Genomic DNA, 20,471 nt, shown 5'->3' on the forward strand with positions numbered 1-20,471 from the left:
CCCGTGCGGGCCTCATCTGCCGGGCCGGGGCGCTGTGAGAGGCTGGACCGCATGAACCGGCTGGCCAGCGCGACCTCGCCCTACCTGCTTCAGCACGCTGACAATCCGGTCGACTGGTGGCCCTGGACGCCGGAGGCTTTCGGGGAGGCCCGGTGTCGCCACTGGTGCCAGTGAACCCACGAACCCAGTAGTCCGCAGCTCTCGCGTCCGCTCGAGGTGCGGGGTGCCGTAGCCAGGACGTGATGGCTACCCGGAGGCGGAGGTACTGAGTCTCAGAGGAACCCAAGCTGACGTATGTGGCAAGGCTCCGACAGCAGCTGCATCAAGGGGCGGAGCTGTTGCTGGCCGCAGGCGATGGCCACGGGGTCCTTTCCAGGAGGTTCAAAGGCTGGGCCAGGTCGTAGCAGGGAGGGGAAGTTGATATGCCCGCTGCCCTTCTGGTACCTGTGCTCGCAGCCACATGCAGCACCTCTGCCGTCCCGAGGAAGGACTGTTCCGTAGAGGCTGACGGTCTCGCCAGATAGCTGGAGCTCCGAGACAGACGTCGGGCATCTCCGCAACTGGAAGGTGGAAACTCGGGTCCCGAGCTTCCACTGTCTGAGAGTATTGCTGCGGCCAAGCTGGCGCGGTGTTCCCTGAGGTCGGCACGGCCTCGCCAGACATGGTTTAACCGAACGGGAGCTCCGGTGTCGTTGGAACGGTTCTCGCTGGAGAACTATCGCTGCTTCAGGGAGAGACAGGAGGTGGAGCTTGGAAAGATCACCGTAGTACTCGGCCGGAACAATTCTGGCAAGAGTGCGGTCGTGCGAGCGCTCCCGCTCCTGTCCCTCGGTATCCGCGGCGACTCCCCCTACCCTCTGGACCTGGACCTGATCCAGGGCTTCACTCCTTCGTTCGCCGATCTGATCCACGGCTCATCACCCCATGGGCATATTCGCCTGGGAGTGTCGATCGGGCGCGAGGGCGGCGAGACCATCAGCGCCACCGCCGAGGTCCAGAACATCGCCAACCAGGGACTGCAGCTGGTCTCCTCGGTGCAGATCTCCTGTGGGACCGAGGTCGCGAACCTCTCCTGGATGCCCGGCATCGACGCCTACTCCCAGGAGAAGCGCGCGTATCTTATCGACGGCCAGGAGGCCAAAGTCGGATTTCGCGGGCTGCTACCCGATCCGGCCGACTGGCCGGACTCCGTCGGCGGTGTCAGCGGTGTCACTGGGCTCATTCGGGAAGGCCTCGACGAGATCCGGTATCTCGGTCCGTTCAGGAAGAGTCCAGAGCGCTTCTTCCGGTCCCCGGCCAGAACCTTGAGCAGCGTCGGCTATCGGGGCGAGAGGGCGCTTGGCATGCTCGCCGCGGACGAGGTGTACGGCCGCGGTCTGATTGGCCGTGAGGTGAACACCCTGCTGGAAAGCATCCTGCCCGGGTGGCGCCTCGAAGTCACCGACGTCGGCTCCGGGATGTACATCCCCAAGCTGCGTTCCTTGCGCGACCCCGATCTCGTCGTCCACATCGACGACGTCGGCACCGGTGTGGTCCAGTTCCTGCCGATAGTGATCCAGCGGGCTGCGGACTGCGTGGAACCGCCCGCCGGGCCGGTGATCGAGATCGTGGAGGAGCCCGAACTCCATCTCCACCCTTCGGCGCACGCCGCGATCGCCGATTTCTACATCGACGCCGTGCACGAGTCGCAGGTGCGCTTCCTGGTGGAGACGCACAGTGAGAACTTCCTCCTGAGGCTTCGCCGGCGGGTCGCGGAGCGGAAGCTGGCGCCGGAGGACGTGAAGATCTACTTCGTTGAGCAGGCCGAGGGGGCCGCCACTCTGTGGAAGATCGAGGTGGACGCCCTCGGCAATCTCGACTATTGGCCGCGGGGAGTCTTCGCGGAGGATTTCGAGGAGGTGCGGGCCCTCGCGGACGCGCAGGCGAATCGGATCGACGATGCGCGTTGAGATTCCCGTCGACCTGCTGAAGGGCCGGCAGGGCGACGAGAACGCAGAGCTCATATTGAAGCTGATCGCGTTCTTCAGCGAGGCGCGGCACGAGTGGGCGATCTCCCCGCGTGATGTGGACGCCGTCCATACGTTCCTGGAGCGTCACCTCCCTGTCCTGGCGCAGAGCTACCTGCTGCTCGCGCAGAAGGCGAGCATGGCGCAGGCCTGGGCGCCGCAAGGGGGGGCCACGGGCGTGGTCAGGGTGGCAGCTGAGACGCTCACGGCGGACATCCGCGACCTGGAGCGGCCGGCCGTGCTGGTCGTGGAGAACGCGATCTACGACTGGCAGATGATCGAGGCGCTCGCGCGCCTGCTCGGCTGCGAGGACGTCATTGACGCTAAGGAGGGCAGCCGCCTCGGCGTGTACAACGGAGGCGGCAAGGACGGGGCGACCCGTCATGCAGTCGACCAGGCTGCGCAGTTCTCCCGTACCAAGCGTGTGGTCCTCGTCATCGACAGTGACAGCTTCCACCCCACGGACCGGACCGGCAATCACGAGAAGGCCGAAGCCGCCGTGGCCGAAGGCGTTAGTGCGCACGTCCTCAGCTTCCGTGAGATGGAGAACTACATCCCCAACCGGGTCCTGGCCCGGCAGCCGAAGAGGGCCGTCGGCATGTCCTCCATGGCCAAGCGCCTGGAGTCCCTCAAGGCCTTCTCGCCCGAGCAGCGAGCCCACTTCGACATGAAGTACGGATTCAAGGGGAAGCCGCAGATGGGTGCCGGCCAGAAGGGGCGCCACTCCGGGAAGGCGGGGACCACCTACGTCGTCCCGCAGCGCCACGGTGATCTGTACGACGAAGTGGCGGAGCAGGATCTCATCACCCTCCAAGAGGGATTTGGAACGGACTTGCCGGGTCTGTTTCTGCAAGAGGTGAAGCGCGGCGGCATATCGGAGAGGGACCTGGATGGCCTGGGCCCCCGAGCGAAACAGGAATTGCGATCGATGTTCGAAACGATTCGGGGCGTGGTCTGAGCATGGGAGACATCGAGGTGGTCAAGGATATCTCTGTGGTGCCGGAGGTCCATTTCCTGGAGCAGGTCCTGGAGCGGATCGCGCAGGGCGAGCTGCGGGTACCGAAGTTCCAGCGCCCGTTCCTGTGGCGCCCCGAGCAGATGCTCCAGCTCTTCGACAGCATGGAACGCGGGTATCCGATGGGCAGCCTGCTCATCTGGGAGACCACCATGCCGCTCGAAAGCCTCGACACCATCGGTGGTCGCAGGATTCCGCCGGCACCGGAAGGGGCGAAGGTCGCCTACATCCTGGACGGTCACCAGCGGCTCTCGACGCTCTTCGGCGTCCTCCACCGCTCGGCCGACGCCCCGTCGTCCGCGCGTCAGGAGGACTGGATGTGGTGGGTCTACCGGCCGCTCGTCCGGTCGGAACACGATGGTGTGCGCTACCGCCACTGGAAGAGCGGCGAGCCGGTGCCCAGCCACTTCCTGCCCATGCGGTCTGTACTGGGGACCCTGGACTTTCTCGAATACGCGCGGACCCTGTCCGACGTCCCCCACTCCCGCGAGGAGGCCGGCCGCCTCACCAAGGAGAGCGAGCGCATTGCGAAGCGGGTGAAGAATTACAAGGTCTCCGTAGTGCGCATGGAGGGCGGTACTCTTCAGCAGGCGATCGAGGTCTTCTCCAGGATCAACAGCAGCGGCCAGAAGATGCGTCCCGATCAGATGGTCTCCGCACTGACCTACGGGACCATCGGCTCCTCGGAGACGCTCAGTGACAAGATGGAGGAGATCAAGGGGCGGATCGCAGCTTCGGGCTTCGGCGAGATCCCGATCATGACGATCTTCCAGACCGTCCTCGCGCTGTCCGGCGAGGAGGACGTGCAGCGGGACACCTCCTGGGAGACGATGGCCCGCAAGGTCCAGGGCCAGCTCATGACCGCGGTGGAGGACACCGACCTGATCCTCCAGCAGGTGGTCGAGTTCCTGCGCGAGGAGGTGCGGGTACCGCTGGCTCGCCTGGTTCCCTACAACATCCAGATCATGCTGCTCGCCGTCTTCTTCCACTTCTCCGACAAGGTCGAAGCTGAGCAGCGGGTCAAGCTGCGGCACTGGTTCTGGACCACGTCCCTGGCGGGCACCTTCGCCGGGTCCAACACCACCCAGGTCCGGAAGTTCATCACGGAGATGAAGGCCTTCGCCCGAAGCGAGAGTGGGCTTAGCTATGCCGCTGAGCGGGCCCGTTCCTTCCCCGAACGCTTCGACCTGCGCAGCGCGCGCGTGCGCGCCTACCTCCTGTGGGACCTGCAGACGTTCCCGGATCGGAAGAACCTCGACGGCGACACCGCCAACGTGCTGGAACAGCTGGCGACGGCGCACAGCGAAACCTATCGACACGTCATCACCCAAAGCGGGGTCCCCGGGGCTTCCAGTCCTGCCAACCGGATCGTCATGACGACGCCGCCGCGTGTGTCGATCCGGCAGGCGCTCATCAGGCTCGCGGAGGAAGGGCGGACCGACATCCTGGACTCGCACGGAGTCAGCCTCGAGTCCATCGAACACCTCAAGGCTGATGAGTTCACCGAGTTCATCCTCGCCCGGCAGCACGAACTAGCGGCGCGGGAAAGGCAGTTCATCGAAAGCCTGGGCATCAAGTCGGCCGACAAGGAGGTCGGCGAGGCTGATATCGACACCGAGTGAGAGGCCGCGGGCATGGCGATCACCACCTACCCGAGCCCTGATCCGACAGGGCCGTGCGGGATGCCTCTCACCGACCCGCGCGCGGCCAGGCTCATCACACGAGCTTCTACGCTCGACTCGTGAGGACGGGCCACTTTCCCGTGAACTCTTGTATCGCCGCCGACAGTGACGTCCGCATGGATGGTCGGCTGGTGGTCGAACACGTCAGCTCGTACCTGCCTGCAGCGCCATGGTTGGCGCAGCGGGGCGGTCGTAGCACGTCAGCGTCGATGAACCGCAACTGGAGACCAAGACTGGGGTCGCTGTTTGGACGGCTGCCCCGCGGGTGCGGCCGTCCGTTAGCCTGCCCTCGAGTAGTTCTTGGCTGGGCGCGGCTGAACGATCGTGTGCGAGTCGGAGTGGCATTCGCGTGTCGTGCATCTGGTCCGTAGCCAGAGAATGTCCTGATCGGTCCGCGAAGCACCGTGATGCGGGTGCTGACGGTCAAGGGTCGATAGAGGGGCGGCTTCTCTGTGCCTTACGCGAGCCCAAGATCGACCGCGATGGAGAAAGGTGCGGTGGCCTTCACCGTGCCGGTGAACATCTCACCGTCCCTGTAAGCCTTGGTGGCGGGGTCGAGTACGTAGGTGTAGATGATCGGGAGACCGGTGGCGGCCTGCTCGATCCGCCAGTAGAAGGGGATGCCCGCCTTGGCGTACTGGTCCACCTTCACGATCCGGTCGGTGGTCTCCGAGCCGGGCGACACGACCTCGACGACCAAGAGCAGGTGTTCGGGGCGGGTGGGTGTGAGGTCGATGGTGTCCGCCCGGTAGACAGCCACGTCCGGGCGGCGGTTGGTGAGGGGAACGTCCTGCAGGCGGACGTCGAAGTCCGTGTCGGCGTTCCAGTCCGGGCCTGCTGCCGCGTCCAGGGCATTGGCCAGGATCCGGGCCAGCCGATTGTGCCGCTTGGAGGCGCTCGGGCTCACGACGACCATCCCGTCCACGATCTCGATGCCGGCACACTGCTCCTCGGACCAGGAGTCGTACTGCTCCGCGCTGATCTGCGTATGCATCCATGCGGGTGCCACCATCTCGGCGGTCATGATGTACCTCCTCCGAGGAGCCTCGACAGGTCCGGCACTGCTGGGCTCAGACTACTGTTCCGCGCTGCCGGTACGCCCGGTTCCGAAGAGCGGGCAGAGCCACGAGTGTCGATCGGCAGCGCGCGGTGGCCCGTGCGGGCCTCATCTGCCGGGCCGGGGCGCTGTGAGAGGCTGGACCGCATGAACCGGCTGGCCAGCGCGACCTCGCCCTACCTGCTTCAGCATGCTGACAATCCGGTCGACTGGTGGCCCTGGACGCCGGAGGCTTTCGAGGAAGCGCGACGGCGGGATGTACCCGTGCTGCTGTCGGTCGGCTACGCGGCGTGCCACTGGTGCCACGTCATGGCCCACGAGTCCTTCGAGGACGCCCCCACCGCCGCCTACGTCAACGAGCACTTCGTCGCGGTGAAGGTCGACCGCGAGGAGCGGCCGGATGTCGACGCGGTCTACATGGAGGCCGTGCAGGCCGCCACCGGGCACGGTGGCTGGCCCATGACCGTGTTCCTCACCGCCGAGGGGGAGCCGTTCTACTTCGGGACCTACTTCCCGCCGGAGCCGCGGCACGGGATGGCCTCCTTCCGGCAGGTCCTGGAAGGGGTCGCCGCCGCCTGGGGCGAGCGGCGGGGCGAGGTGGACGAGGTGGCGCGGAGGATCAGCCGGGATCTGGGCGGGCGTTCGCTGGCCCACGGGGGGCAGGGCACACCCGGCGAGGAGGAGCTGGCGCAGGCGCTGCTCGCGCTCAGCCGGGACTTCGACGAGCGGCACGGGGGCTTCGGCGGGGCGCCCAAGTTCCCGGCGGCGATGGTGGTGGAGTTCCTGCTGCGGCACCACGCCCGCACCGGGGCCGAGGGGGCGCTCCAGATGGCCGCCGCCACCTGTGAGGCGATGGCCAGGGGCGGGATCTACGACCAGCTCGGCGGCGGGTTCGCCCGCTACTCGGTGGACCGCGAGTGGGTGGTGCCCCACTTCGAGAAGATGCTCTACGACAACGCCCTGCTCTGCCGGGTCTACGCCCATCTGTGGCGGGTCACCGGCTCCCCGCTCGCCCGCCGGGTCGCGCTGGAGACCGCCGACTTCATGGTGCGGGAGCTGCGCACCACCGAGGGTGGCTTCGCCTCCGCGCTCGACGCCGACAGCGTGGACGCGGCGGGGGAGCGGACCGAGGGCGCCTTCTACGCGTGGACACCCGGGCAGCTCCGCGACGTGCTCGGCGAGGAGGACGGCCGGCGCGCCGCCGAGCTGTACGGGGTGACGGAGGCCGGCACCTTCGAGCACGGCTCGTCCGTTCTGCGGCTCCCGGGCGAGGAGGCCGGTCCGGCGATCCGGGAGCGGCTGTGGTCCGCGCGCGAGCGGCGGCACCGGCCCGAGCGCGACGACAAGGTGGTCGCCGCGTGGAACGGGCTCGCCATCGCCGCCCTCGCCGAGGTGGGTGCCTTCTTCGACCGGCCCGATCTGATCGAGCGCGCCACCGAGGCCGCCGATCTGCTGGTACGGGTGCACCTGGACCCCTCCGCCCGGCTCTCCCGCACCTCCCGGGACGGCCGGGTGGGCCCGAACGCCGGGGTGCTGGAGGACTACGCCGATGTCGCCGAGGGCTTCCTCACGCTGGCGGCCGTCACCGGGGAGGGGGTGTGGCTGGAGTTCGCCGGCTTCCTCCTGGACATCGTCCTCGACCGCTTCACCGGCGAGAACGGGACGCTCTACGACACCGCGCACGACGCGGAGAAGCTCATCCGCCGCCCCCAGGACCCGACCGACAACGCCACCCCCTCCGGCTGGACCGCCGCCGCCGGGGCGCTGCTCTCCTATGCCGCGCACACCGGGTCCGAGGCCCATCGCACGGCGGCGGAGGAGGCGCTCGGGGTGGTGAAGGCGCTGGGGCCGAGGGCACCGAGGTTCATCGGCTGGGGGCTCGCCGTCGCGGAGGCGCTGCTGGACGGGCCCCGGGAGGTCGCCGTGGCGGGTCCGGAGGGCGATCCGGCGGCGGAGGCGCTGCACCGGACGGCGCTGCTCGCCACCGCGCCCGGTGCCGTGGTGGCGGCCGGGGCGCCGGACAGCGGGGAGTTCCCGCTGCTGCGGGACCGGCCGCTGGTGGACGGGCGGGCCGCGGCCTATGTCTGCCGGGGCTTCGTCTGCCGGATGCCGGTGACGGACCCGGCCGACCTGGCGCGGGAGCTGGCCCCGGGGGAGTGACCGCCGGACGGACCGCGCCCGCCGGAGGCCTCCGCCGGGGCGCCGGCGACTACAGCCGTACACCGTCCTTCATCGCCCGGAGCGCCCGGTCCAGCAGCTCCACCGGGTCGTCGCGGTGGCCCCGGGCAGCCCAGTGCAGCAGCACCTCGCGCAGGGCACCCAGCACCGCCGCCGTGAACACCCGGACGCCCAGGTCGTCCCGGGGGCGGCCGGCGCGGTCCGCCAGGACGGGGACCAGCAGCTCCGCCGTGCGCGCCAGGGACTCGTCCAGCCGCGCCCGCACCGCCGGGACCTCCACCATCAGCCGGGTGCGCTGGACCGCCGCCGCCCGCTCCCCGTCGAGGAGGCCGGCCAGGGCACCGGTGAGGACGTACCGCATCGAGTCCAGCGGGTCCTCGCCCGCCGGCCGCGCCCGCAGCCCGGCCTCCAGCACCGGGTCCACTCCGTCGCCGAGGACGATGTCCTCCTTCGCCGGGAAGTAGCGGCTCACGGTGGAGGGGGAGACCTCGGCGGCCTCCGCGATCTGCTCGACGCTGGTGGCCTCGTACCCCTGCTCGGCGATCAGCCGGTGGGCCGCCCGCCGGATCGCGATCCGTGTCTTGAGCTTCTTGCGCTCCCGCAGCCCCATCGGCGACTGAGCGGTGTGTGCGGTACGGGACATGGGCCCATTGTCCCGTGGTCAGTTCTGGTAGGCCACCAGGGAGATCCCGACGTAGTGGACGACGAACGCGGCCAGCGTCAGCGAGTGGAACACCTCGTGGAACCCGAACCACCGGGGTGACGGATTGGGGCGCTTGATTCCGTAGACCACGCCTCCGACGCTGTAGAGCAGCCCGCCGACGACCACACAGACGAGCACCGCGATCCCGCCCGTCCGCAGGAAGTCCGGCAGGAAGAAGACCGCCGCCCATCCCATCGCGATGTAGCAGGGCGTGTAGAGCCAGCGCGGCGCGCCGACCCACAGGACCCGGAAGGCGATCCCGGCCGCCGCCGCCGCCCAGACCGCCCACATGAGGGGCCGGGCGGTGGAGTCGGGGAGCAGCAGCATGGCCAGCGGGGTGTAGGTGCCCGCGATGATCAGGAAGATATTGGCGTGGTCCAGCCGGCGGAGCACGGCCTCACCGCGCGGGCCCCAGTTCCCCCGGTGGTAGAGCGCGCTCACCCCGAAGAGCAGACACGCGGTGGCCACATAGATCGCGCAGGCCACCCGGGCCCGGCCGGAGTCGGCGAGGGCCGTGAGCACCAGTCCCGCGATCACCACGGCGGGGAACATCCCGGCATGCAGCCAGCCGCGCAGTTTCGGCTTCACCGGAGGCGGTTCGATCTCGGTCACTTCGGGCGCGGCAGACGTCATGTCTGGATGGTACCTACGCAACCGTAAGTAAGGCGTGGGGGTGCCCGCCCCTCATCCGGAGTGACTTCTCCGCGGAGCAATCGGTTGATAGAGGTGCAGAAGTTCCCGGTGCCGGAGGCCGGCACAAGTGGCGATGCTCACGTGAGGCGCCCTCTGGACATATGGGCGCGGAGCACGGGATGATCAGATGAGTGCGGTCGGCACCGGATGAGCGCCAGCGAAGCATCCGGGCCGCGGCCCCCACGGGGCAACAGACGAGAACAGCACAGGGCAAACCCTCAACCCTTATTTAGGAGCGATCGTGGCGCGCGACATCGCGGCTCCCACCACCGTCCCCACCCCCGCACCCACGGATCACAAGGCGCTGATCTCCTGGGTCGACGAGATCGCGGCGATCACACAGCCGGACCGTGTCGTCTGGTGCGACGGATCGGAGGCCGAGTACGACCGGCTCTGCGCGGAGCTGGTGGCCAAGGGCACCTTCCGGAAGCTGGACTCGGTCAAGCGCCCGAACTCGTACTACGCCGCGTCCGACCCGACCGATGTCGCCCGGGTCGAGGACCGCACCTTCATCTGCTCCGAGGACGAGAAGGACGCCGGGCCCACCAACCACTGGAAGGCCCCGGCGGAGATGAAGGACATCTTCGCGGGCGAGGACGGCATCTTCCGCGGCTCGATGCGCGGCCGGACGATGTACGTCGTCCCCTTCTGCATGGGCCCGCTCGGCTCCCCGCTCTCCGCCATCGGCGTCGAGATCACCGACTCCGCCTATGTCGCGGTCTCCATGCGCACCATGACCCGCATGGGACAGGCCGTCCTGGACGAGCTGGGCGATGACGGCTTCTTCGTCAAGGCCGTCCACACCCTGGGCGCGCCGCTGGCCCCGGGCGAGCGGGACGTGCCCTGGCCCTGCAACTCCACCAAGTACATCTCGCACTTCCCCGAGACCCGGGAGATCTGGTCCTTCGGCTCCGGCTACGGCGGCAACGCCCTGCTGGGCAAGAAGTGCTACGCGCTGCGCATCGCCTCCGTGATGGCCCGCGACGAGGGCTGGCTCGCCGAGCACATGCTGATCCTCAAGCTCACCCCGCCCGCGGGTGAGTCCGATTCGCCCAAGTACATCGCCGCCGCCTTCCCCTCCGCCTGCGGCAAGACCAACCTGGCCATGCTGGAGCCCACCATCCCCGGCTGGACCGTGGAGACCATCGGCGACGACATCGCCTGGATGCGCTTCGGCGAGGACGGCCGGCTGTACGCGATCAACCCCGAGGCCGGTTTCTTCGGCGTCGCGCCCGGCACCGGCGAGCACACCAACGCCAACGCCATGAAGACCCTCTGGGGCAACGCCGTCTTCACCAATGTCGCGCTCACCCAGGACAACGACATCTGGTGGGAGGGCATGACCGAGGACGCCCCGGCCCGCCTCACGGACTGGAAGGGCAACGACTGGACCCCCGCGTCCGCCACCCCGGCCGCGCACCCCAACGCCCGCTTCACCGTGCCGGCCGCGCAGTGCCCGACCGTCGCGCCGGAGTGGGAGGACCCCCGGGGCGTGCCGATCTCGGCGATTCTCTTCGGTGGCCGGCGGGCCAGTGCCGTCCCGCTGGTCACCGAGTCCTTCGACTGGCAGCACGGGGTCTTCCTGGGCGCCAATGTCGCCTCCGAGAAGACCGCCGCCGCCGAGGGCAAGGTCGGCGAGCTGCGCCGCGACCCCTTCGCGATGCTGCCCTTCTGCGGCTACAACATGGGCGACTACATGGCCCACTGGGTCAAGGTCGGCAAGGGCGCGGACGCGGCGAAGCTCCCGAAGATCTACTACGTCAACTGGTTCCGCAAGAACGACGCGGGCGCGTTCGTCTGGCCGGGCTTCGGTGAGAACAGCCGGGTGCTGAAGTGGATCGTGGAGCGGCTGGAGGGCCGCGCCGAGGGCGTCGAGACCCCGATCGGCATTCTGCCGACGGCCGAGTCGCTCGACACCGACGGCCTGGACCTGCCCGCCGAGGACCTCGCTTTCCTGCTGAAGGTCGACCGTGAGGTCTGGCGCGAGGAGGCGGCACTCGTCCCCGACCACCTCAACACCTTCGGCGAGCACGCGCCGAAGGAGCTGTGGGACGAGTACCACGCGCTGGTCGCGCGCCTGGGCTGAGCCCGGTACCGCGCGGACGGCCGGGCCCCGGGGCCCGGCCGGTGCGTGCGGCACCCCCGCCCGGCCGGTCGCGCCGGGCACCGAAACCCCGCGGCGGACCGTCCGACATCCGCCCTGACCTGTGGCGTCCCTCAGGTCCGCCGCGTCCCGGCCCCCGGAGTCCTCCCTCAGACTCCGGGGGCCACTTCTTTCCGTCCACGGACAACCGCGGGGCCGCGGGAAGAGGGGGCTGCGCCCTCGGACGGAATCCAGGGGGGATGGGGGACCTCGTCCGAGGACGCAGCGGGGCACCCGGTCCACGCGCCTTCCCGGCCCGTGAACCAGGGCCGATCAGTGGGCGCCGACCAGCCGGCGCTCGAGCGCGGCGGCGTGGGCGTCCATCCGCTCGGCGGCGAGGATGGCGGCCGTGGTGTCCGCGCGGGAGGCCGCGACGACCAGGGCACGGCCGGCCAGGGTGTGGGCCCGGCGGTGCAGATCCTCGGTACGGGCGCGGCTCGGCGGGGCGTGCCGGACCGGCGGCATGTCGCGCAGCCGGGTGATCTGGCCGGCGATGCGCTCGGCGGCCTCCTCCAGCGCCAGCTCGTCGGTGACGGCCAGCAGCGCCGAGAGATGGCCGGCGAGCTGGATGTCCAGCTCCTCCTCGCGCGAGCGGTGGGGATAGGCGGCACTCTCGGCCATCGAGTGGACGGACTTGGTGCGAATCGGCTCGTACATGGCGATGGCCTCCTGCTCTCTATCAGGAGACCATCCTACCTTGGATTATGTCTAAAGTTGAGTCGAGTCGGATGTGCTGGCGCGATAGTGCCGCGCCGACCGGTTTCCGCAGCTCGGACGGGGTCGGGAATCGGTCAGGGCTGGCTGTACCCGTCCAGGAACGAGCCGATCCGGGTCACCGCGTCCGCCAGTTCCTTCACCGCGGGCAGCGTCACGATCCGGAAGTGATCGGGCTCCGGCCAGTTGAACCCCGTACCGTGCACGACCATGATCTTCTCCGAGCGCAGCAGATCGAGGACCATCTGCCGGTCGTCCTTGATCTTGTAGACCTTGGGGTCCAGCCTCGGGAAGAGATAGAGCGCGCCCTTGGGCTTCACACAGGTGACCCCCGGGATCTGGGTGAGCAGCTCGTACGCCTTATCGCGCTGCTCCAGAATCCGTCCGCCCGGCAGCACCAGGTCGTGGATGGACTGCCGGCCGTTCAGCGCCGTGGCGACGGCGTGCTGGGAGGGCATGTTCGCGCACAGCCGCATATTGGCGAGGATGGTCAGCCCCTCGATGTACGAGGAGGCATGGGCCTTCGGTCCGCAGACCGCCATCCAGCCGGAGCGGTATCCGGCGACCCGGTAGTTCTTGGAGAGCCCGTTGAAGGTGAGCACCATCAGATCCGGGGCGATGGCGGCGGTCGGGGTGTGGGTGGCGCCGTCGTAGAGGATCTTGTCGTAGATCTCGTCGGAGCAGACGATCAGGTTGTGGCGGCGGGCGATCTCGGTGAGCCCGCGCAGCATCTCGTCGTCGTAGACGGCGCCGGTGGGGTTGTTCGGATTGATGATCACGATCGCCCGGGTGCGGTCGGTGATCTTCCGCTCCACATCGGCGAGATCGGGCATCCAGTCGGACTGCTCGTCGCAGCGGTAGTGCACGGCCGTGCCTCCGGCGAGGGAGACGGAGGCGGTCCACAGCGGATAGTCCGGAGCGGGTACGAGGACCTCGTCGCCGTCGTCGAGCAGGGCCTGCATCGACATCTGGATCAGCTCGGAGACGCCGTTGCCGAGGTAGACGTCCTCGACGTCCAGCTCGATCCCCCTGGTCTGGTAGTGCTGCATCACCGCGCGCCGCGCGGAGAGCAGCCCCTTCGCGTCACCGTAGCCGTGCGCGTCACCGAGATTGCGGAGGATGTCCTCCAGGATCTCGGGCGGGCACTCGAACCCGAAGGCCGCCGGGTTGCCGGTGTTGAGCTTGAGGATGCGGTGGCCCGCCGCCTCCAGCCGCATCGCCTCCTCAAGGACGGGTCCCCGGATCTCGTAACAGACATTTGCGAGCTTGGTCGACTGGATCACCTGCATGCCGGTGAGCTTACGGGCGTGTAACCGCGACCGCTGAGCGTTTTCGCCCGGAGCGGTCGCGCGGGGGAATACCGGCGCGGGTGCTTGGGCCGGTGCCAGGGGTGAACATCCTTGGAATGCGACAGCCGTGCGGGCTTCATGCCTGCGGTTTATGCGGTACGGGCGGAGAATCGGCGCCGGGGTGTTGTCCTCGTCACTCGGCACCCGGTCACCCGACCGTGGGAGGCCCCGGGAACGGCTCCGGGAACCATCCCGGGCGGGGTCCGGGTATCGGGCACGAAATAGCCCCGGGGCGCGATTGGCTCGCACCCCGGGGCGGAGAACGCCGTCGTAATGTCAGGCGTTGATGCAGGTGTTGCCGAAGGCCGGGTTCAGCAGGCCGATGACGTTGATCGAGTTGCCACAGAGGTTCACGGGGACGTGGACGGGGACCTGGACCACGTTGCCCGACAGCACGCCGGGCGAACCGACGGCAGCGCCGTTGGCACCCGCATCGGCCATGGCCGGAGCGGCGGAGCCCAGCGCCATGAGGACGCCCGCGACAACGGCAGCAGCCTTCTTGTGCTTCATTTCATTGATCCTTTCAGCGGCGGTGCTGTACGCAGCCGCGGCCTTCGCGCTGCGTCGACAGTTTCCTGTGCATGGCACCCCCACAGACCTAGTAACGATGGGGTTCCCGAATGGAAACCTGGATATGGCCGTCAGTTCGAAAAGTCACTCTTTTGCAGCACCGTGGCGCATTGCCTTTTCCGATGTGCGGGGAAGGACCGGTCATGGAGTGTGCCCCCGAACGCGCCGCGCTCAGGGGCACACTCATGGCCTCGGTGCCGAAGCTCAGTTGTTTCCGGCGCCGTTGCCCGACAGGACCGGGATGTTGCTGAGGATGTGCGACAGCGGCTCGTCGCCCTTGGCCTGGGTCGAGTTCTCGGTGCACTGCTGGTTCTGCGGCGACGACAGGACGTTGATGTCCTGGACGGTGACCGGGATGAGGCCGATGAGCGAGCCGACGTTCGCCTTCGCGGGCAGGCCGATGCAGGGCTTGTTGAGCGAGCCCTGGACCAGTGCCAGCTGCGGGCTCATGTCGCCGTGCGTGGCGGAGTTGCCGTAGGCCTGGGTCGAGCCGTTGCCGCTGAAGGACGTGGTGCCGTTGTCGTTGCCGATGGCCATGGCCTGGGGGGCCATCGTGGCGCCGGCGCCCACCATCGAAGCGGTGACCGCGGCGGTTGCCAGAATCTTCTTGATCACTTGTGTTCCTTTTCGCTGTGAACGATCGATCGTGGAGCAACCTGATCAACTGCTCTCGGCCCGTTTGGTTCCGCCCGTTCACCCGAATGACGCAATGTCCGCCGGTGAGGTGTCCCTGGCGTACGGAGAGTCGAGGCGAATTCATTCGAATGGCGTCGCCCCGGCGGACACCCGGCCGGGCGCCGTACGGCCGAACGGATCTCGCGATCACCCGTCTGCGGACTGAATCGGCCGGCGGTCGGACGCTCCGGCGCGCCGGAGCGCGAATACCCCGGCACCGCGAGGGTGACGGGGTATTCACACGGGAGCGGCGCGTCACGCCCGCCCGGCGGGCGGCGGCGCGGCGGTTCAGCGGTTGGCGACGCCGTTGCCGGAGAGCACCGGGATGTTGCTGAGGATGTGCGACAGCGGCTCGTCGCCCTTGGCCTGGGTGGAGTTCTCGGTGCACTGCTGGTTCTGCGGCGACGAAAGAACGTTGACGTCCTGGACGGTGACCGGGATGAGCCCGATGAGCGAGCCGACGTTCGCCTTGAGCGGCAGGCCGATGCACGGCTTGTTGAGCGAGCCCTGCACGAGGCTCAGCTGCGGGCTGAGGTCGCCGTGCGTCTCGGAGTTGCCGTACGCCTGGAACGAGTCGTTGCCGCTGACCGAGGTGGTGCCCTGGTGGTCGCCGATGGCCATAGCCTGCGGAGCCATCGCCGCGCCCGCGCCCGCCACGGAGAGGGTGACCGCGGCGGTCGCCATAACCTTCTTGAGCATGTTCCGTCCTTCTGTCTCGTGGATGCCCGCAAGTGGAGCGACCTGAGCAACTCCGCACGGGGGTTTTGGTTCCGCCGGTTCACTCCAATGGCCCCCATGCGGCGGACTCATCGGCTTATCGCACCGATCGGGGGGCACTGCGGACACCGCCCGTGTCGTCACCACGGAGGCTCCGACCCGCTCTGTACCCGTCCGCGCCCCGGGTGGTGTGGACCGGGGCCGTACGCCACCCGTACGGCCGCACTTCATTTGACGGACGGCATGGGGAGGGGGTGCGGCAGCCGATCGCCGCACCCCCTCCCGCGTCCGCCGGCGGCTGTCAGCCGCCCAGTTGGACACCGCCCAGCATCGGGGTGAGGGCGCCCGCCGCCTTCAGCGCGTTCTGCGGGGCGTCGCCCTTGACCTGGTTCAGCTCGGTGGCGGTGGTGGCCACGTCCGTCACCGCGTCGCCGCTGCCGCCGTTGAGCAGGGGGGTCTGCCTGATGGCCGAGTCCAGGCCGCCGTTCAGGCTCGTGGGCATGGTGGGCCCGTTCGCCGCCATCGCGGGAGCGGCGGCGCCGAGCGCGGCGAGCGAACCGGCGATGACCGCGGCAACCCTGGTGTACTTCATCTCTTCGCATCCCTTTCTCCGGCGGCGGCCGTCGCCGCCGTCGCCCTGGACAACGAGACCCCGGCACCGGGGAAACCCCCACGGCGATTCTCGTATCAGCCTTCCGTCCGATCATCCGCTGAATGTCGAACAGATATCCGGAAAATGAGTCCGTCCGCCGGATGCCGCAGACCGGCGGCATCCGGCCCGCGGCCCCGGTCCGGGAGCCGCCCCGAAGAACTCCGCAGGAATACGGTGCGCGTCACCCGCCCCGCCCGGGATTCACCCCGGGTGTCCCGGTGAATCACCGGAACGGAAATTCCCGCCCCGTGCCCCGGTGAATGACCCGCCGAACGGATGGCGGCACAGTGAACCGCCGAAGTCCGGTCCGGGCAATCGGGGCGGGGCCATATGGCCGCACAAGCGAGTCCTGCGTGTTTTCCGACCGGATTCTGACAAACTGCACTCCTGTTTTTGTCATGTTGATCGAACAGGGAGAGCCAGTCATGTCAGAGCCGACCGGCCTCGCCGTACGGGGTGTTCTGGGAGCGATGTTCCTCCTGGCCCTCTCGGCCGCTCCGCTGCTGGCCGCACCACTTCCCGCGCACCGGTCCGACGCGCCCCGCGCCACCGCCGGAGCCCTGGCCGCCGATGTGTCGGGACAGCCCGAATCGGCGCGTATTCCCTTCGCTCAGCGCTATCAGGCCGTACACCGCGGGGGCATCGTCCGCGCGGCCAACTCCTCGATCACCTGCAGCGCCCCGAAAGCCCCCGCCACCAGGGAGTGCGCCACGGCCCGAGCGGGTGCCGACGGGGTCAACAGCGACTTCGAGATGTTCTACATCGACGAGGACAGCGACCCCAATACCTACAACTCCAGCCGTGCCCGGCTCGCCGTGCCGAAGAATTCGACGGTGACCTACGCACGGCTCTACTGGGGCGGAAATCTGCTCGCCGGTGAGCAGAAGCCGCCCGAGGACAACGGCCGGGTGCTGATCGCCGAGGAGGGCGGCCAGTACCAGGCGGTACTCGCCGATACCCGGATCGCCCACCGGAACGCGGACGGAATGGACGCCTTCCAGGCATCCGCCGACATCACCCCCCTGGTGCGCCGGGCCGGTGCCGGGATCTACACGGTGGCCCAGATCAATGTGGCGATGGGGCATTCGGACATCGGCACCTGGGGCGGCTGGACCCTGGTCGTCGCCTATGAGAACAGCGGCGAACCACTGCGCCACCTCTCCCTCTGGGACGGATTCGAATCCCTCGGCGCCGGACGGAGAACCCAGGACATCTCTCTTCCCGGAATGCGCATTCCGGAGAAGGCCGCGGGGCACGCGGGATTCGTCGCCTACGACGGCGACCGGGGCCAGGACGGCGACACCGTACGGGTGCGCGCCGACGGGGCCGAGGGCCTCGGGCTCACCGACGCCGCCAACCCGGCCACCGATGTCATGAACTCCACCATCACCGGGCCCGGCGCGGCGATCACCCGCCGGCCCGACCACGCCAACACCCTCGGATACGACTCCGACGTCTTCGACATCACCCCCGCACTGGCCTCCGGCGGCACCGGCCTCACCTTCCGGTTCGCCGGCGAGACCGCCGCGGTCCACGGATACGGCCTCGGCGTCCTCTTCGTCCAGGCCGACACCCGCCGCTGACCGGGCGGTTCCCGCCGCGCCGCCGGACCGCGCGGCGCCGCTCACCCGAGCCCAGCTCCGCCCCTCCCCGCACCCGGAGAGCCGCACGTGCCGCACGAACACCGGACCGAGCCGAGCCAACCGACGATTCTCCATCTGGTGCAGCCGGTGGAGGGCGGAGTCGCGCGCGTCGTCGCCGACCTCGTCCGCGCGCAGGCCGCCGAGGGCGTCCACCCCGTGGTCGCCTGTCCGCCCGGCGGCGAACTCGCCGAACGCGCGAGCGCCGCCGGAGCCGAGGTCCACCCGTGGCACGCGGTCCGCGCCCCCGGCGCCCGCCTCCCCGCCGAAGTCCTCGCCGCCGCCCGGATCGTCCGCGACAGCCGCCCCCATCTGGTCCACGCCCACAGCGCCAAGGCCGGGCTCGCGGGCCGGCTCGCCGTCCGGGGAAAGCTGCCGACCGTCTTCCAGCCGCACGCCTGGTCCTTCGACGCCGTCGCCGGGCGGGCCGCCCGCACCGCCCTGGCCTGGGAGCGGTACGCCACCCGCTGGAGCACCCGCACCCTGTGCGTCAGCGAGAGCGAGCGCCGCGCCGGGGAGCGCGCCGGGATCGCCGCGCGCTGGGCCGTGATCCGCAACGGAGTCGACCTCGGCCACTACACCCCCGATGACCCGTACGCCCCCGCCGCCGAGCGGGCTCGCGCCCGCTCCGGTCTGCGCGCCCTCGACGCGGTCCCCGCCGGCGCGCCCCTCGTCCTGTGCGTCGGGCGGCTCTGCCGCCAGAAGGGCCAGGACATCCTGCTGGACGCCTGGCCCCGGGTGCTCGACGCCGTCCCCGGGGCCCGGCTGCTCCTCGTCGGCGACGGACCCGACCGCGAGCACCTCACCCGCACCGCGCCGCCCGGGGTCCTCTTCGCCGGAGCGGTCCCCGACACCGGGCCCTGGCTCCGCGCGGCGGATCTCGTCGTCCTCCCCTCCCGCTGGGAGGGCATGGCGCTCGCCCCCCTGGAGGCCATGGCCTGCGGACGGCCCGTCGTCGTCACCGATGTGAGCGGCGCCGGGGAGAGCCTGCCGCCCGGACACCGCGCCCACAGCCTCGTACCGCCCGACGACCCCGGCGCGCTCGCCGCCGCGCTCACCCGGCTGCTCGCCGACCCCGCGCTGCGCGGCTCGCTCGGCCGCGAGGCCGCCGCGCACATGCGGGCGACCGGCGATGTGCGCACCACGGCCGCCGCCGTGTCGGACCTCTACCGGGACCTACTCCTCCCGCACCACCCCCTGACGAGGAAGAGCGCCACGCGATGACCACGGAGAGCGTTCCCGCACCCCACGCGGCCCCCCGGGCCCGGGGCGCGACCCTGCACCCGCCGCGCGGAACCGCCCGCCGGGGCGGTGCGCCCCCGGGGGCGCGGGCCCGGGGCGGGCGGCACGGGACGGTCGCGGGACTGCTCGCCGCCGATGTGCTCGCCCCGGCGCTCACCACGGCCCTGCTGCCACCTCAGGGGTGGCCCCTGCCGGTCCTCGCCCTGCTCGTCCTGCTGCCCCCGGCCGTGCACGCCTGCCGGGGCCTGTACCGCCCGGGCCTGACCCCGTCGGCGCTCGCCGACGCCCCCGCGGTCGCCGGGCTCGCGCTCGTGCAGTGGCTCGCCGTCGCCGAGGCGCTGACCGGGTACGCGCCCCGGCACACGGCCGGCCTCCGGGAGCTGCTCCTCGCGGTCCTCGTCCAGACCGCGCTGTGCTGCGCGGGCCGCGCCCTCGTCCACCGGGCCGGCCGCAGGGCCGCCGCGCGGAGACCGGACGCGGTGCTCGTCGTCGGCCGGGGCGCCCTCGCCCGGCAGGTGACGGCGGCGCTGCTCGCCCACCCCGAGTACGGCATGCGGCCCGTCGGACTGCTCGGCGAACCCGCGGCCGACGGCGGCCCGCTGCCCGTGCTCACCACCCGTCAGGAGGTGCGCGGGGCGGTCGTCCGGAACACCGTCCGGCACGCCCTCCTCACCGCCCCGCCCGGCGACGACACCGGGACCGAGGCGCTCCTCGGCCTGTTCGCCCGGCACGGCTGCCGGCTCTGGCTGGTGGAGACCGGCGCGGCCGGCGGGAATCCGTGGCGGCGGGCCGTGGGCCACGACCACCTGTGGGGACTCTCCGTACGGCCCCTGCGCGACCCCTTCGACCGGCCCGTGGCCCGGGCCGTCAAACGCGCCGTCGACACGGTCGTCGCCGCCGTCGCGCTGCTCTTCGCCGCGCCCGTCATCGCGGGGTGCGCGCTCGCCGTGCGGATCGCCGACGGGCCCGGGGTCATCTTCCGGCAGGAGCGCGTGGGGCTGCACGGCAGGCGGTTCACCCTGCTGAAGTTCCGCACCCTCAGCCCCGTGGACGAACACGAGTCGGCGACCCTCTGGAACGTCGCCTTCGACCGCCGGATGTCCACCACCGGCAGCGTGCTGCGCCGCACCTCGCTCGACGAGCTGCCCCAGCTGTGGAACGTGCTGCGCGGCGATATGAGCCTGGTGGGCCCGAGGCCCGAACGGCCCTACTTCGTCGACCGGTTCAGCCGTGTCCACCCCGGCTACCGGGCCCGCCACCGGATGCCCGCGGGCATCACCGGCCTCGCCCAGATCCACGGACTGCGCGGCGACACCTCCATCGAGGAGCGCGCCCGCTTCGACAACCACTACATCGAGACCTGGTCGCCCTGGCAGGACCTGTGCATCCTCGCCCGGACCGCGGCCTCGCTCTTCCGGCTCGGAGGCAGTTGAGC

The 20,471-nt window shown here is 69.9% G+C and carries 17 protein-coding genes and 1 pseudogene; 9 read left to right on the top strand and 9 right to left on the bottom strand.

Annotation, left to right across the window (positions count from 1 at the left end; translation table 11 throughout):
- Window positions 1-51 precede the first annotated feature (51 nt).
- From ABT122_RS07680 to ABT122_RS07695, 4 genes and pseudogenes are all read left to right on the top strand, one after another.
- Window positions 52-168, top strand: a pseudogene (locus tag ABT122_RS07680) (DUF255 domain-containing protein); the annotation flags it as partial.
- Window positions 169-686: 518 nt separating this feature from the next.
- Window positions 687-1,949, top strand: a complete 1,263-nt coding sequence (locus ABT122_RS07685; protein WP_351546922.1) for an AAA family ATPase — start codon at window positions 687-689, stop codon at window positions 1,947-1,949.
- Window positions 1,939-2,964 carry a hypothetical protein gene (locus ABT122_RS07690; RefSeq protein ID WP_351546924.1) on the top strand — a complete coding sequence of 342 codons (1,026 nt, stop codon included), beginning with the start codon at window positions 1,939-1,941 and terminating at the stop codon, window positions 2,962-2,964. Before ABT122_RS07685 ends, ABT122_RS07690 begins: the two co-directional genes overlap by 11 nt.
- A gap of 2 nt (window positions 2,965-2,966) precedes the next feature.
- Entirely contained in the window at window positions 2,967-4,643 is a 1,677-nt protein-coding gene (locus tag ABT122_RS07695) for a DUF262 domain-containing protein (protein ID WP_351546927.1), read from the top strand.
- A 517-nt stretch (window positions 4,644-5,160) separates the two neighbouring features.
- On the opposite strand, the gene ABT122_RS07700 is transcribed toward ABT122_RS07695, so the two are convergent.
- Window positions 5,161-5,727 carry a Uma2 family endonuclease gene (locus ABT122_RS07700; protein ID WP_351546929.1) on the bottom strand — a complete coding sequence of 189 codons (567 nt, stop codon included), beginning with the start codon at window positions 5,725-5,727 and terminating at the stop codon, window positions 5,161-5,163.
- A 180-nt stretch (window positions 5,728-5,907) separates the two neighbouring features.
- On the opposite strand from ABT122_RS07700, the gene ABT122_RS07705 reads away from it, so the two are divergent.
- Window positions 5,908-7,920 carry a thioredoxin domain-containing protein gene (locus ABT122_RS07705; protein ID WP_351546930.1) on the top strand — a complete coding sequence of 671 codons (2,013 nt, stop codon included), beginning with the start codon at window positions 5,908-5,910 and terminating at the stop codon, window positions 7,918-7,920.
- Between the two features lie 49 nt (window positions 7,921-7,969).
- Here the strand turns inward: ABT122_RS07705 and ABT122_RS07710 are convergent, their stop codons facing one another.
- A complete protein-coding gene (locus ABT122_RS07710; protein ID WP_351546932.1) occupies window positions 7,970-8,581 on the bottom strand; it encodes a TetR/AcrR family transcriptional regulator in 612 nt (203 codons plus the stop codon).
- Window positions 8,582-8,599: 18 nt separating this feature from the next.
- Complete coding sequence (gene trhA, locus ABT122_RS07715; RefSeq protein ID WP_351546933.1) at window positions 8,600-9,274, bottom strand: PAQR family membrane homeostasis protein TrhA; 675 nt, start codon at window positions 9,272-9,274, stop codon at window positions 8,600-8,602.
- A gap of 301 nt (window positions 9,275-9,575) precedes the next feature.
- On the opposite strand from trhA, the gene ABT122_RS07720 reads away from it, so the two are divergent.
- A complete protein-coding gene (locus ABT122_RS07720) occupies window positions 9,576-11,420 on the top strand; it encodes a phosphoenolpyruvate carboxykinase (GTP) (RefSeq protein ID WP_351546936.1) in 1,845 nt (614 codons plus the stop codon).
- Window positions 11,421-11,750: 330 nt separating this feature from the next.
- On the opposite strand, the gene ABT122_RS07725 is transcribed toward ABT122_RS07720, so the two are convergent.
- The 6 genes from ABT122_RS07725 to ABT122_RS07750 all read right to left on the bottom strand — a co-directional run bounded on the left by ABT122_RS07725 (window position 11,751) and on the right by ABT122_RS07750 (window position 16,094).
- Window positions 11,751-12,134 carry an SCO4983 family protein gene (locus ABT122_RS07725; protein ID WP_351546939.1) on the bottom strand — a complete coding sequence of 128 codons (384 nt, stop codon included), beginning with the start codon at window positions 12,132-12,134 and terminating at the stop codon, window positions 11,751-11,753.
- A gap of 134 nt (window positions 12,135-12,268) precedes the next feature.
- Window positions 12,269-13,480 carry a pyridoxal phosphate-dependent aminotransferase gene (locus tag ABT122_RS07730; RefSeq protein WP_351546942.1) on the bottom strand — a complete coding sequence of 404 codons (1,212 nt, stop codon included), beginning with the start codon at window positions 13,478-13,480 and terminating at the stop codon, window positions 12,269-12,271.
- Window positions 13,481-13,816: 336 nt separating this feature from the next.
- Window positions 13,817-14,008 (bottom strand): chaplin, encoded by a 192-nt coding sequence (locus ABT122_RS07735; protein ID WP_351547132.1) that lies wholly within the window; start codon window positions 14,006-14,008, stop codon window positions 13,817-13,819.
- Between the two features lie 306 nt (window positions 14,009-14,314).
- On the bottom strand, window positions 14,315-14,725 hold the full coding sequence (locus ABT122_RS07740) for a rodlin (protein WP_351546945.1): 411 nt from the start codon (window positions 14,723-14,725) through the stop codon (window positions 14,315-14,317).
- 348 nt (window positions 14,726-15,073) lie between these two features.
- Complete coding sequence (locus ABT122_RS07745) at window positions 15,074-15,484, bottom strand: rodlin (protein ID WP_351546949.1); 411 nt, start codon at window positions 15,482-15,484, stop codon at window positions 15,074-15,076.
- A gap of 319 nt (window positions 15,485-15,803) precedes the next feature.
- The gene (locus tag ABT122_RS07750) at window positions 15,804-16,094 is read right to left on the bottom strand and encodes a hypothetical protein (protein ID WP_351546951.1); all 291 of its coding nucleotides are present in this window, start codon (window positions 16,092-16,094) and stop codon (window positions 15,804-15,806) included.
- Window positions 16,095-16,579: 485 nt separating this feature from the next.
- Between ABT122_RS07750 and ABT122_RS07755 the strand changes: the two genes are divergently transcribed.
- From ABT122_RS07755 to ABT122_RS07765, 3 genes are all read left to right on the top strand, one after another.
- Window positions 16,580-17,737: a DUF3344 domain-containing protein gene (locus ABT122_RS07755; RefSeq protein WP_351546954.1), complete on the top strand. Its 1,158-nt coding sequence runs from the start codon at window positions 16,580-16,582 to the stop codon at window positions 17,735-17,737.
- An 87-nt stretch (window positions 17,738-17,824) separates the two neighbouring features.
- The gene (locus ABT122_RS07760) at window positions 17,825-19,018 is read left to right on the top strand and encodes a glycosyltransferase (protein WP_351546957.1); all 1,194 of its coding nucleotides are present in this window, start codon (window positions 17,825-17,827) and stop codon (window positions 19,016-19,018) included.
- Window positions 19,015-20,469, top strand: a complete 1,455-nt coding sequence (locus tag ABT122_RS07765; protein WP_351546960.1) for an exopolysaccharide biosynthesis polyprenyl glycosylphosphotransferase — start codon at window positions 19,015-19,017, stop codon at window positions 20,467-20,469. The genes ABT122_RS07760 and ABT122_RS07765 overlap by 4 nt, the downstream gene beginning before the upstream one ends.
- Window positions 20,470-20,471: the final 2 nt, after the last annotated feature.

This window comes from Streptomyces sp. NPDC001985, from assembly GCF_040296845.1.
Classification (GTDB): Bacteria; Actinomycetota; Actinomycetes; order Streptomycetales; family Streptomycetaceae; genus Streptomyces.